We start from the raw sequence: 12,282 nt of genomic DNA on the forward strand, positions 1-12,282 counted from the left end.
TTGCTCCTTGAGACTAGAAAGAGGACCCGCCACCGAAATCGTGCCAGTCATCATCATCCATCAGATCGGCATCGATAGGGGCAAAGTCCAGATCGGGCGCCGCCGGCTCTGTCGCCCAGCTCTCAGGGGCTTCCAGCTCCTCTGGCGGCAACCCGTATTCATCGAGCGAGAGATCCTTGGGCTCCCCCACGCGCGCATCGGGAAAGACATCGAGAATGGCGCGCAAAAGCGGGTGCGCATGCAACTCTTCACGACGCAGCGCGACAATCTCGGCACCCTGTTCATCGAGTGTCGGTTCGCCTTCTTCCTGCGAAGTCTCGATCTGCCACTGACCCGGATAGACGCGCTCAAGCAGGGCCTGAAGCCGTGTCTCGATGCGCGGGGGCGTGCCGCGCGCCATGCGCAACAGCACACGAGGCGGCTCGAAGCGCACCAGATGGGCAGAATGGCGCAGAATACCGTGCAACATCGCCTCTGACTCGCGTGCCACGAAGGCCACCATTTCGCGCCAAGAACGCAAAGGCGGCGGCGGCGGCGGCGCCTCAGCGCTTTCGGTCTCGGGCTGTGGCGGCGCTGGCGTCAGGATCGGCGCTGGCGCGAGGCTCGGCACTTCATAGGCGATCCCGCCATTGGCCACCAGACGCAGCGCAGCCCGAGGGCGATCATCGCCGCCATCCGATGCTACCCCCGTCGGCGTAGCGCGCGCCGCAAGAATCGACTCGTCGCCACCAGCCCTGCCCGGCGCTTCGGCAGGCAGACTGCTCTCTTTTTGGTCGGCAGGCATCTGCATGACCAGACGCGCCAGACGATCGGGGGTGGGCAGCGTGCTGGCGTAGCAGAGCCGGATCAGCACCATTTCTGCCGCAGCCCGTCGATCGGGAGCCTGTTCGACTTCCTGAATACCCTTGAGCAGGATCTGCCACGCACGGCCGAGTTCGGCGTTGGGCAATCGATCGGCGAGCGAGGCACCACGATCACGCTCTGCCTCAGGCAGTTCGCGGCTGTGGCGCAGGCTGGGAATGGCCTTCAGACGCGAAATAATATGGATCAGATCGAGCAGATCGGTAAGCAGAATGCCGAGATCGGCGCCCTGTGCATAGGCCTGACCGCTGATCTCAAGCGCCTGATCGGCCTTGCCCTGCATCAGTACTTCGAAAAGGTCGAAAACGCTCTGACGATCTGCCAGACCGAGCATCGCGCTGACCATCGGCGCTTCGATACGCGCTGCGCCTTCGCCCTCGCCCTGGGCAATGGCCTGATCGAGCAATGACAGCCCATCGCGCACGGAACCGTCGGCGGCGCGTGCGATGAGCGATAGCGCCTCATCGGAGAACGCGACCGATTCTTTCTCGGCAATTCCGGCGAAATGCTGCATCAGCATTTCCTGCGGCACGCGGCGCAGGTCGAAGCGCTGGCAACGGGACAGCACAGTGACCGGCACCTTGCGCAGTTCTGTTGTCGCGAAAATGAACGTCACCTGCTCGGGCGGCTCTTCGAGAGTCTTGAGCAGGGCATTGAACGCATTGCGCGAGAGCATGTGGACCTCATCGATGATGAAGACCTTCATGCGGCCCTGCATGGGCCGAAAGCGCGTTGCCTCGATGATTTCCCGTATGTCGTCTACGCCCGTGCGCGAGGCGGCATCCATCTCCAGCACGTCGGGGTGACGATCGGCGAGAATCGCCGTGCAATTGGCGCAGACACCACAAGGGTCGGCGGTCGGGCCACCCTGCCCGTCAACGCCGATGCAGTTCAGCGCTCGGGCGATGATACGCGCGGTCGTGGTCTTGCCGACACCGCGCACGCCGGTAAGCATGAAAGCATGCGCCACACGACCGAGCTGGAAGGCACGGCGCAGAATACGCACCGTCGCGTCCTGACCGATCAGATCGTCGAAATGCTGGGGCCGGTATTTGCGCGCCAGTACGCGATAGGGCCCGCTGCGCTCCGCCGTTTTCTTCGGCTCGGGGAAAGCCGCTGGCGCAGGCGCCGAAGGGGCATCGAAAAATCCGCCCTCTTCCATCGGGGGGAGCGGAATTTCTTCTGGTGTGGGGGTATCGTCTGAAGGAGTCATGCGCGAAAAAGCGAGACCGGGTGCTTCAGGGGGTGGGAGGCCGAACACATGACCCGAACAAAACTCACTGCGGCTGCTTCCTTCCGGACCTGACCGGGTTCGCAAGCCGTCCGTCCAAGGCCGACCTCCCGGTGCAGGGTTAACACCATTCTGCCTCTTCTGCGCAAGAGGCAGGTGCAGGTTTTTTTACAACCCGCTCGCGCCACCACCCTCGTGACGGCGATCCCAGCCGCCATAGAGCTTGCCTGTCTGCGGCGCAGCAACAGAAGAACGACCGAACAGAATGCCCTCTGCAACACCCCATGGGCGATGTGGCGAAAGCGTATAACCCTCGAGTTGCAAAGCTTCCATCACCTCGGGACCGAGCGCGCGCGGCTCGAGTTCGATGGCGACCGGCTTCCATTGTTCGTGAATGCGCGGCAGATCGACAGCCTGCTGAATATCCAGCCCGCCATCGATCACTCCGAGCACGACAGACAGCACGATTGTCGGGATGCGCGACCCGCCGGGGCTGCCGATCACCATGAAGGGCTTGCCTTCATGCGAGATAATCGTAGGCGCCATGGAAGAGAGCGGCGTCTTGCCCGGCGCAATGGCATTGGCCTCCGAGCCGACAATGCCGAACATATTGGCACTGCCGGGTTTGGCCGAAAAATCGTCCATCTCGTCATTGAGGAAGAAGCCGGTATCCCCGCCGATCACCCCGGCACCGAACCAACCATTGAGCGTATAGGTAGCCGAAATGGCAAAACCCGAACGGTCGGCGACGGAGAACTGCGTCGTCTCGTGCTTCTCGTGGGTATCGCTCGCCGCTGGCTGGGCCGCCATGGGCAGGGCTGCGCCGGCCACCAGCGCGTCCGAATTGAGCGCGTGATCGAGTGGGATGCCCTTACGAATATCTGCGGCATAGGCCGGATCGATCAGATGGGCCACCGGGTTTTTCACGAAATCGGGGTCGCCCAGATCGCGCCGGTCGGAATAGGCATGGCGCATAGCCTCGACCTGACGCTGCACACCGGCAACGCTGCGCAGGCCCAGCGTCTTCATGTCATAGCCAGAGAGGATGTCGAGCATCTCGCAGAGCGCGACGCCGCCGCCGCTCGGAGGGGGCGCGGTATCGATATCATAGCCACGATAGCGGCAATGGATCGGAGCGAATTCGCGCGGATGATAGGAAGCGAAATCGGCGAGGGTCAGAATACCCCCGCTTTTCTCACTGGCCGCAACGACCTGCTGCGCGATGGCACCCTTGTAAAACTCATCCGCTCCCGAGTGCGCGATGCCGCGCAGAGTCTTCGCAAGCGCTTTCTGCACCAGACGATCGCCCTTTTGGAGCGGCGTGCCATCAGCGCGCAGGAAAATGCCACGCGCATGGGCATCCTTCTGGAAGGCCTCGGTGCTGGTATGCAGCAGATCGGCATCGCCCTGTCCCAGAACGAAGCCTTTCTCAGCCAGCGCGATGGCTGGAGCCATGACCTTGGCGCGGCTCAACTTGCCCCAGCGACGATGGATTTCCTCAAGACCCGCAACCGTTCCCGGCACACCCACAGCCCGCCAGCCCTCAATAGAGGCCTTTGGATCGACCTTACCCTGCGCATCCTGATACATGGTGGGCGTTGCTGCCCCAGGCGCGCGCTCGCGGAAATCGATAAAAGTCGTCTTGCCATCTGGCAGGCGCAGGGTCATGAACCCGCCGCCGCCGATATTGCCCGCTGCCGGATAGACCACAGCCAGAGCATAGCCGACCGCCACAGCCGCATCCGCGGCATTGCCGCCAGCAGCTAGAATCTGCCGTCCGGCTTCCGAAGCGAGATGCTGTGCCGACACCACCATGCCACGCGTGCCCTCGACCGGACTGGCTGGTTTCAACTCCGGGTTTACCGTACCGAAAGCCAACGGATCATAAGGCATGGCCGCTACTGCAGGGGCGGCAGAAGCAAGGCTTGGCAGGGAAATACCGGCGAGAAGGAGCGACAGGGCTGCCGTCCGGGTGCAGACACGCTTCACGTGGATCGTTCCTCTCAGATCAGCCCAGATCATACGGGGGCTTGGTGTAACCAGCGGGTGAGAGTGTGAAAATCTCGCATCCATCGTGTGTCACGGCAAGCATATGTTCGAACTGAGCCGAGAGGGAGCGGTCGCGCGTGACGGCTGTCCACCCATCTTCAAGCGTCTTGGTGCCTTCTTTGCCGAGATTGAGCATGGGCTCGATGGTAAACACCATGCCTTCCTGCAATTTGAGCCCCTTGCCGGGCTTGCCGTAATGCACGACCTGCGGTTCCGCATGAAACTCCCGCCCGATGCCGTGACCGCAGAAATCGCGCACGACAGACAAACGGTGTCCCTCGGCGAAGCTCTGGATGGCATGACCGATATCGCCCAGCGTCTTGCCGGGCGCGACTTCGGCGATACCGAGCATCAGAGCCTTGTAGGTCAGATCGACGAGATTGGCCGCTTTGCGTGGCACCGAACCCACCAGATACATGCGCGAAGTGTCGCCATACCAACCATCGAGAATCGACGTCACATCGATATTGACGATATCGCCATCCTTGAGGCAGCGCTCACCGGGGATACCGTGGCAGACGACATGATTGATCGAGATGCAGCAGGATTTGGGAAAACCACGATAATTCAGCGGCGCCGGAATCGCCCCGTGATCGAGCGTGTAGTCATGGATCAATCGGTTGAGATCGTCGGTCTTGGCACCGGGAACCACGTAGGGGGTGATCATGTCTAGCGTCGCGGCTGCCAGTTGCCCCGCTTTTCTCAGACCGACGAAATCTTCCTCCGTGTGAAGCGGAACCCCGTGATACGACTCCATACTGCCCATGAACTGCACTCGCCTCCTGCTGAATTCTCTGATCTTGCTAAGAATTCGGAGAAAATGCGCGCCTGAGGCGTCGGGAGCAAGGTCGGGGCCGCGTTTTTTCGCAGCCTGCCAATTCAGCCCTTCTGGTGACGGGATTTTTTCCTGGTCGAGACAACATGGCGCGACGTCGCCATGCGCACATTGGCGCCTGCCACGACGTGATGCTTGGTACCATGGGCAAGCGGCTGGTAACGGCGCGGGCCGCTGGGCGCCTCGGCGACCTCGAACACGGCGCTCGACCCACCCGAAGCATGACCACGGCGTCGGACATTACGCGCCAGAACGGTGGGCGGATGCAGAGGCGCCATCGGCGCCACGCCTTCTGACGCGAAACCCTGATCCAGAATACTGGCCATCATTGCGTTGCGCTGCGGATTGGAGCGCGCGCCGAGCACGACGCCAACGAGACGCACATTGCTGCGCTGGGCAGAGGTAATGAGATTATGACCCGCGAGGTCGGTATAGCCCGTCTTCATGCCGTCAGCGCCTGCATAGGTCTTGAGCATCGGGTTATGGTTCGGAATCATACGCCCGTGAAACGCGAACATCGGCGTCGAGAAATAATGGTAATATTCAGGAAAATCCTGAACGAGATGCTGTGCCAGCATCGACAGATCGCGGGCCGTCGTCACCTGATCGGGATCGGGCAGGCCTGAGGCATTGCGGAAAGTCGTGTTCGACATACCGAGCGCGCGCGCCTGCTGCGTCATCATATTGGCAAAGCGCACTTCATCGCCGCCACCAAGCAACTCGCCCAGTGCACAGGCGGCGTCATTGGCCGATTTCGTGACAAGGCCCAGAATCGCCTGCTGCACGACGAAACGTGTACCGGGCACGAGACCCAGCTTGGAAGGCGCCTGAGTTGCAGCATGAATCGACACCGGCACGGTGGTGTCGGGCGTGATCTCGCCAGCCTTGAGGGCACGAAACGTCATGTAAAGCGTCATGAGCTTGGTGAGCGACGCCGGGTAACGCTGGAGATCGGGATCGACCTGCGACAGCACGGCACCGCTATTGACGTCGACGACGTACGAACTCACGTGACCGGCATATTGTGCCCGCGCCGCCTTTGGCACGCCCACCACACCGGCCGTCAGGCAGACGCCGAGCGCCGTACGCGTGAACACGACCCATTTGCGCGTCTTACCCGCATTTTTTGCCTTCGAGAGGCGTTTGTTCTTTGCGGACTGCATGCAGTAGGTCACTTGTGCCCCCGGTTCACTGGCGGTTTTCCTATCATAGACAGACGCTTTTCCTGTCGTCCACGATCATCTGCGCCAATTGCGGGAAAAATAAGGTAAACTGCGCCTTGAGCGGGATTTCGGCGCTTTGTTCCGCGTTAGATCTTTGCGATCACCGTTTTCATCCCATATGCTCCTGACCATGCACTACCGCGCCACGACCACCGAGACTTTCATCTCGCCCGGCTTTCCTTCCGGCGCGACCGCACTAACGTGCGCTTCGACCCCGGACGAGCCCCCCGGCAAGGATGGGGGTAATGACGAATCGCATATCAGCGTCGTCATTCAGGCCCGACCCGAAACGCGCCGACCGGCGATGTACAAGGTTTTGATGCTGAATGACGATTACACCCCAATGGAATTCGTCGTGCATGTTCTGGAGCGCTTTTTTTCCAAATCTCGCGAAGAAGCGACGAATATCATGCTTAATGTTCACAAGAAGGGCGTCGGCATCTGCGGTGTCTTCACCTTTGAAGTGGCAGAGAGCAAGGTGACACAGGTGATGGATCTCGCCCGGCAGAACCAGCACCCGCTGCAATGTATGATCGAAAAGGCCTGATCTTGCCCCTTGTCGGCAATCAGTCCCTGAAACCACATAGAGAGTATTCTTTTTCTAAACCAAGATTAGCCTACATCCAGTCCCGTTGGCCCGTCACGCCTGACCCAAAGGAGCGCCCCCATGTTGTCTCGTATGCTCGAACAGACGCTCCATCGCGCCCTCACCCTCGCCGGGGAACGGCGGCATGAATATGCGACCCTCGAACATCTCCTTCTGGCCCTGACCGAAGACACCGACTCGGTGACGGTCTTCAAGGCCTGCGGCATCGACCTCGAAAAGCTGCGCGCCGATCTCACCGAATTCCTCGACAAGGATCTCGCAGGCCTCGCCTCCGAGCGCCCGACCGAGCCGAAACCTACTGCCGCTTTTCAGCGCGTGATCCAGCGTGCTGCCATTCATGTGCAATCCACCGGGCGTGACGAAGTCACGGGCGCCAATGTGCTTGTGGCTCTTTTTGCCGAACGCGAGAGCCATGCCGTCTATTTCCTGCAGTTGCAGGACATGACGCGGCTCGATGCGGTCAATTTCATTTCGCATGGCATCGCCAAGGCGCCTGACAAATCCAGCCGTCGTACCCCAACGGGTTCTCGCGACAAGGAAGAAGGCGAGCGCGAAGAGAAACAAGGCAAGGCCACGAAGCCTCTCGAGGCGCTGGCTGCCTATTGCGTTGATCTCAATAAACGCGCCGAAGAAGGCAAGATCGACCCCCTGATCGGTCGCGATAGCGAGGTCGAGCGCACAATCCAGATTCTCTGCCGCCGCACCAAGAACAACCCGCTTTATGTGGGCGACCCCGGCGTCGGCAAGACGGCCATCGCCGAAGGCCTCGCCAAACGCATTGTCGAAGGCGATGTGCCCGAGGTACTGCTCGATGCCACGATCTTCTCGCTCGATATGGGCGCGCTGCTGGCAGGTACGCGTTATCGCGGCGATTTCGAAGAACGCCTGAAAGCTGTCGTGACCGAACTCGACCAGACGCCGGGCGGCATCCTGTTCATCGATGAAATCCACACCGTCATCGGCGCAGGCGCGACTTCAGGCGGGGCGATGGATGCCTCGAACCTCCTCAAGCCCGCGCTCGCCGCAGGCACGCTGCGCTGCATAGGCTCGACCACCTACAAGGAATATCGCCAGCATTTCGAGAAAGACCGCGCTCTGGTGCGTCGTTTCCAGAAAATCGACGTGCCGGAACCCTCGATCAGCGACACGATCAAGATCCTTCGCGGCCTGAAGGGCAATTACGAACGCCATCACAAGGTGCGCTACACCGACGATGCGCTCAAGGCCGCGGTCGAGCTTTCTGCCAAATACATGCATGACCGCAAGCTGCCCGATAAGGCGATCGACATCATCGACGAGGCTGGCGCATCGCGCATGCTCCTGCCCGAGAGCAAGCGTCGCAAGACGGTCACGCTCAAGGATATCGAAGAGATCGTGGCCAAGATTGCCCGCATCCCGCCCAAATCGGTCTCGACCGACGATCGCGAGACGCTGCGTCTGTTGTCACGCGACCTCAAGAACATGGTGTTCGGTCAGGATCGCGCCATTGAGGCGCTCACTTCGGCCATCAAGCTGGCACGCGCGGGGTTGCGCGACCCTGAAAAGCCGATCGGCAATTACCTGTTTTCAGGCCCTACCGGCGTTGGTAAGACCGAAGTAGCCAAGCAGCTTGCGTCGTCACTCGGTATCGAACTGATCCGTTTCGACATGTCGGAATATATGGAGCGCCACTCCATCTCGCGCCTGATCGGTGCGCCGCCGGGTTATGTCGGCTTCGATCAGGGCGGGCTGCTGACAGATGCCATCGACCAGCATCCTCACGCGGTGCTGCTACTCGATGAAATCGAAAAAGCCCATCCAGAGCTTTACAACATCCTGCTTCAGGTCATGGATCATGGCCGTCTGACCGATCACAACGGCAAGACGATCGACTTCCGCAATGTCATCCTCATCATGACAACCAATGCGGGCGCTGCCGATCTGAGCAAGGAAGCCGTAGGCTTCGGCCGCATCGATCGCATGGGCGAGGACGAGGATGCCATCAAGCGGCTCTTCACTCCCGAGTTCCGCAATCGCCTGGACGCGATCATTCCCTTCGCCAATCTTACGCCCGAAACTGTCGGGCGCGTGGTGGAGAAATTCGTGCTTCAGCTCGAAGCCCAGCTCGCCGATCGTCATGTCACGATTGAGATCACCTCTGCTGCCAAGGAGTGGCTCGCCGAGCGGGGCTATGATCGCCATTACGGCGCCAGGCCGCTGGGTCGTGTCATTCAGGACAATATCAAGAAGCCTCTGGCAGAGGAGCTGCTCTTCGGCGCGCTGGTCAATGGGGGCGCCGTACGCATCGGCCTGAAGGACAACGCGCTCCATTTCGATTTCCTCGAAGCGACTCCTGCCGCCAGCAAAACAGGCGAGGAAGACACCGACGAGCGCTCAGAGGCGACAAGCGACAACTGAAACGTTATTGTCGAGCCAGACAAGAAAAAGCGGTGGGGCGACCCACCGCTTTTTTCATTCGTATCGGCTGCCATTGACCTGGACATAGCCAGGGCTCGCCCAGTGTCGTCCCGTGCCATGATGGGTCCAGTCGATACCCTGACTGCGGGGTGAGTCGAAATAATAGCGCCCGACCACCTCGACCGGATCGCCTGGCTTGACCCAGGGCCAACCCGGTGCCTGCATACGGTCGAGATCCGAGACGATGCGTATCTGGCGCCCCGGCGCCACCTGCATCACGAAATAGCCATGCACACCACTTCGCGTGCGACGGGATCTCTGGGTCACGGATACGACCTGGCCACAGACATGTTCAGGAAGGTCGACCCGAGTGGGACCGGTCTGCGCAAACCCGGCCTGATCGGAGAGGAACTTCTGATTGTCGCATTGCGCCGGGGCGATCTGTGCCTGAGCCGTACCGATCGACAAGGCGCCCAGAAGCCCTGCAACCAGCATACCGCGACCAGAAAAGACAGAAGAAGGGAAAATACTCATTTCTTGTGGAGTGCCTCTGGCTTGTGCGCGGCTTTCGCGCCGGTCTTGTCGCTTTCGACGAGGATCTTGGGATCGTCCTTAGAAGCCTTGACCTCGTTTTTCTTGATCTTCATAGGCTCGGTCAAGGTCTTGACCACGTGACCTTCGGTCTTGCCATTGCTGGTCTTCCAGGTGACATCGTCACCCTTCTTGAAGTCTTTTGCCGACATGATACCTGTCCTTGTTGTGTATGGCGCGAACGCGCCGAACAGCGCCCCCGTTTCCCGCCCGGACAAGTCGAACTCATAAAAAAAGCCGCCCATGCGAGAGGGGCTTTTTTCGGCATTAACGGCTCGAAGCTCAGGCAGCGATGGGACGGCCGCCAGTCTGCACGTCGAGAATCTGCTTGAGGATCAGTGGAAACTCGGAGAGGTGGCCGATGCGCAGCAGGCCGGGCCAGCTCGGCGCAGGCTTGTCGAGGTCGCGCAGCAGGACGCAGGCCATGCCAGCGCGACGGGCGGCTTCGGCACCAGTGTCGGAATCTTCCAGCACGATGCAATGCTCGGGACCGACGCCTTCAAGCTCGGCGGCATGAAGATAGAGGTCAGGGCGCGGCTTGGGCATGTCGAGGTCGCGACCGGAGTGGATACGCTCCTCTTCAAGCAGCTCGTCCAGCCCGGTGCTGGAGAACTTGGCTTCCATCTCCGCACCCGACGAATTCGAACCGATGCGGATCGGCAGGCCCAGATCGTGGACGCGCTGCAGCATCTCATGCGCACCGTCGATCGTCTCGGCTTCGGTTTCCATCATTTTGACGATGCGATCCTGCATCATCATATCCCAGTTGGCGGGCATTTCCTTGCCGGTCTCGCGACCGATGCGCTCGCCGATCTTGACCAGTTCGCCGCCGGTGAAAATCTTGTGAGCCTCTTCATTCGAGAGATCCCAACCATGATGACGGGCCTCTTCTGCCATTTTGGCTGTCGAGAGATGCTCGCCATCGACGAGCACGCCGTCGCAATCGAAAATGACGAGTTTCAGCGAACCGTCTTCGCGGATGGCGGCGGGAATATCGGTGGCATGGGCGGGCGCTACGGTCATGGCATTGTCCTTTTCGGTGCATGCGTGCGTGTCGTCGGACACAACCCGCATTCAGGGTTGGGGCAATCACGAAATCGTGTGTATGACCCTAAGATAGTCATCGAAAAGCATAATTCAAGGAAAAAATGTCAAATAATGTTGGAAATATGGAGTTTCCTAAAATTTCATCTGTTGTTTGAAGCCCTTGCGGTTCGCATTCTGGAACGTCCCTATCTTTGTGATAGTGACTTTATATCTGTTACTTTTTTATGAAATCGGCGCGCTTCTACAATGCTTTTTATGACTTTATGTTTATTTATATCTTATTGATCATGACGGTCGAGCCACGCTTTTTATTCGTCACATGCAAGCCAGTTCAAGCATCCGCATGAGCGCTCTTCAAATGTTCAGCGTAACACCGACGCACTCACAGGAGCGTCCACGGAGCTTTGCAGTTTCGCAACGATAAGGTGAAATTTCTGTCGTACTTCGCCTTTCTGCCCGCGCGCGTTTCCTGGGCGCGATTTCTCAGAAACCCTCCGGCCTTGCGCCGATTACGGCGATTCGCTTCGGCTGGCCTCAGTCAGGAGAACTTTTGCGCCGAGCCAGAACACTCCCGCGGATTGGCGTTGGCAGAGCGCAGGACAGCAGAAAATTACGTCTCTCGTGTAGAGGCTAACGCGCATAACGCATGACGTAGTCTCGCACGACAGAGAGATCGCGCACGACGGCGAGAGCCTGCTCTTTCACCTCTGCCGTCGGTTCGATCAGGTCTGGCACCACGATGACACGCATCCCGGCGGCGAATGCCGCGATCGCGCCATTGGTCGAATCTTCCAGGGCTAGGCAAAGCTCCGGCGCAACGCCTATGCGCAAGGCCGCAGTGACATAGGGATCGGGTGCAGGCTTGCCACAGATCACGTCGTCACGGCTCACGATCGCGTCGAAACGATCGTAAAGCGAAACACGGCGAAGCTGCTCTTCGGCACGACCGCGACGTGAAGACGTCGCGATGGCCCGTGGAATATGCCGTGCATCCAGAAGATCGAGCAGAGGAACGACACCGGGCTTTGTCACCAGACGCCCCTCTCCGATGAAGCGTCGCAGATGCGCTGCCTGCATGGCAAAGAACCGCTCTGCTGGAAATCCGTCTCCAAAGCTTTCGCGCAGCAGAACCGCGCAGCCGTCTTCAGGGACACCGATCATGCGCTCGCAAAACGATAGGGACAGATCGTAATCGAGGTCGCGACCGGCGCAGATCAGCGCTTCCATCGCCAGGGTTTCACTGTCGAGAAGCAGTCCATCCATATCGAAAATAACACCGCGAACCGAAATTTGCGGCGTGTTGATCAGATGGCCAGGCAAGTTGGGAGCGGGCATTCATTCCCTCGTAACGTCAAAAAATGCTGCCCGAACGCCTTCGCCGTGTCACCCAACCGCTGGATCGGGCTTTGACGATTGTCTCTTCCGATGCTTCAAAAAGCCC

Annotated in this window: 10 protein-coding genes and 1 other RNA gene; 2 read left to right on the forward strand and 9 right to left on the reverse strand. The window is 59.8% G+C overall.

Features of this window, described 5'->3' with window-relative positions; all coding sequences use genetic code 11:
- Positions 1–13 precede the first annotated feature (13 nt).
- From ABHV46_RS04435 to ABHV46_RS04455, 5 genes are all read right to left on the reverse strand, one after another.
- Positions 14–2,074 carry a DNA polymerase III subunit gamma/tau gene (locus tag ABHV46_RS04435; protein ID WP_438383024.1) on the reverse strand — a complete coding sequence of 687 codons (2,061 nt, stop codon included), beginning with the start codon at positions 2,072–2,074 and terminating at the stop codon, positions 14–16.
- Positions 2,075–2,106: 32 nt separating this feature from the next.
- Positions 2,107–2,203, reverse strand: an RNA gene (gene ffs / locus ABHV46_RS04440) — signal recognition particle sRNA small type.
- A 57-nt stretch (positions 2,204–2,260) separates the two neighbouring features.
- Positions 2,261–3,985 (reverse strand): gamma-glutamyltransferase, encoded by a 1,725-nt coding sequence (gene ggt / locus ABHV46_RS04445; RefSeq protein WP_438384244.1) that lies wholly within the window; start codon positions 3,983–3,985, stop codon positions 2,261–2,263.
- A 115-nt stretch (positions 3,986–4,100) separates the two neighbouring features.
- Entirely contained in the window at positions 4,101–4,898 is a 798-nt protein-coding gene (map, locus tag ABHV46_RS04450) for a type I methionyl aminopeptidase (protein ID WP_438384247.1), read from the reverse strand.
- A gap of 122 nt (positions 4,899–5,020) precedes the next feature.
- A complete protein-coding gene (locus ABHV46_RS04455) occupies positions 5,021–6,139 on the reverse strand; it encodes a D-alanyl-D-alanine carboxypeptidase family protein (RefSeq protein ID WP_438383027.1) in 1,119 nt (372 codons plus the stop codon).
- 178 nt (positions 6,140–6,317) lie between these two features.
- On the opposite strand from ABHV46_RS04455, the gene clpS reads away from it, so the two are divergent.
- Positions 6,318–6,746, forward strand: coding sequence for an ATP-dependent Clp protease adapter ClpS (gene clpS, locus ABHV46_RS04460; protein ID WP_438383029.1), 429 nt, complete (start codon positions 6,318–6,320; stop codon positions 6,744–6,746).
- A gap of 120 nt (positions 6,747–6,866) precedes the next feature.
- Positions 6,867–9,203: an ATP-dependent Clp protease ATP-binding subunit ClpA gene (clpA, locus tag ABHV46_RS04465; protein WP_438383030.1), complete on the forward strand. Its 2,337-nt coding sequence runs from the start codon at positions 6,867–6,869 to the stop codon at positions 9,201–9,203.
- Positions 9,204–9,257: 54 nt separating this feature from the next.
- Here clpA and ABHV46_RS04470 read toward each other — a convergent pair whose 3' ends face one another.
- The 4 genes from ABHV46_RS04470 to ABHV46_RS04485 form a co-directional block, all read right to left on the reverse strand.
- Positions 9,258–9,737, reverse strand: a complete 480-nt coding sequence (locus ABHV46_RS04470; protein ID WP_438383032.1) for a DUF3465 domain-containing protein — start codon at positions 9,735–9,737, stop codon at positions 9,258–9,260.
- The gene (locus ABHV46_RS04475; RefSeq protein ID WP_438383034.1) at positions 9,734–10,039 is read right to left on the reverse strand and encodes a DUF2945 domain-containing protein; all 306 of its coding nucleotides are present in this window, start codon (positions 10,037–10,039) and stop codon (positions 9,734–9,736) included. The genes ABHV46_RS04470 and ABHV46_RS04475 overlap by 4 nt, the downstream gene beginning before the upstream one ends.
- A 37-nt stretch (positions 10,040–10,076) precedes the next feature.
- Positions 10,077–10,817: an HAD family hydrolase gene (locus ABHV46_RS04480; protein ID WP_336944850.1), complete on the reverse strand. Its 741-nt coding sequence runs from the start codon at positions 10,815–10,817 to the stop codon at positions 10,077–10,079.
- Positions 10,818–11,471: 654 nt separating this feature from the next.
- On the reverse strand, positions 11,472–12,176 hold the full coding sequence (locus tag ABHV46_RS04485; RefSeq protein ID WP_438383037.1) for an HAD family hydrolase: 705 nt from the start codon (positions 12,174–12,176) through the stop codon (positions 11,472–11,474).
- Positions 12,177–12,282: the final 106 nt, after the last annotated feature.

This window comes from Asaia sp. BMEF1 (assembly GCF_051628905.1).
Classification (GTDB): Bacteria; Pseudomonadota; Alphaproteobacteria; order Acetobacterales; family Acetobacteraceae; genus Asaia.

Bases quoted from the DNA above. Each gene is read 5' to 3' on its own strand.
- ABHV46_RS04485 (WP_438383037.1), bottom strand. From the start codon at position 12,176: ATGCCCGCTCCCAACTTGCCTGGCCATCTGATCAACACGCCGCAAATT.
- ABHV46_RS04435 (WP_438383024.1), bottom strand. From the start codon at position 2,074: ATGACTCCTTCAGACGATACCCCCACACCAGAAGAAATTCCGCTCCCC.
- clpS (WP_438383029.1), top strand. From the start codon at position 6,318: ATGCTCCTGACCATGCACTACCGCGCCACGACCACCGAGACTTTCATC.
- clpA (WP_438383030.1), top strand. From the start codon at position 6,867: ATGTTGTCTCGTATGCTCGAACAGACGCTCCATCGCGCCCTCACCCTC.
- ABHV46_RS04475 (WP_438383034.1), bottom strand. From the start codon at position 10,039: ATGGGCGGCTTTTTTTATGAGTTCGACTTGTCCGGGCGGGAAACGGGG.
- ABHV46_RS04455 (WP_438383027.1), bottom strand. From the start codon at position 6,139: ATGCAGTCCGCAAAGAACAAACGCCTCTCGAAGGCAAAAAATGCGGGT.
- ABHV46_RS04470 (WP_438383032.1), bottom strand. From the start codon at position 9,737: ATGAGTATTTTCCCTTCTTCTGTCTTTTCTGGTCGCGGTATGCTGGTT.
- ggt (WP_438384244.1), bottom strand. From the start codon at position 3,985: ATGCCTTATGATCCGTTGGCTTTCGGTACGGTAAACCCGGAGTTGAAA.
- map (WP_438384247.1), bottom strand. From the start codon at position 4,898: ATGGAGTCGTATCACGGGGTTCCGCTTCACACGGAGGAAGATTTCGTC.
- ABHV46_RS04480 (WP_336944850.1), bottom strand. From the start codon at position 10,817: ATGACCGTAGCGCCCGCCCATGCCACCGATATTCCCGCCGCCATCCGC.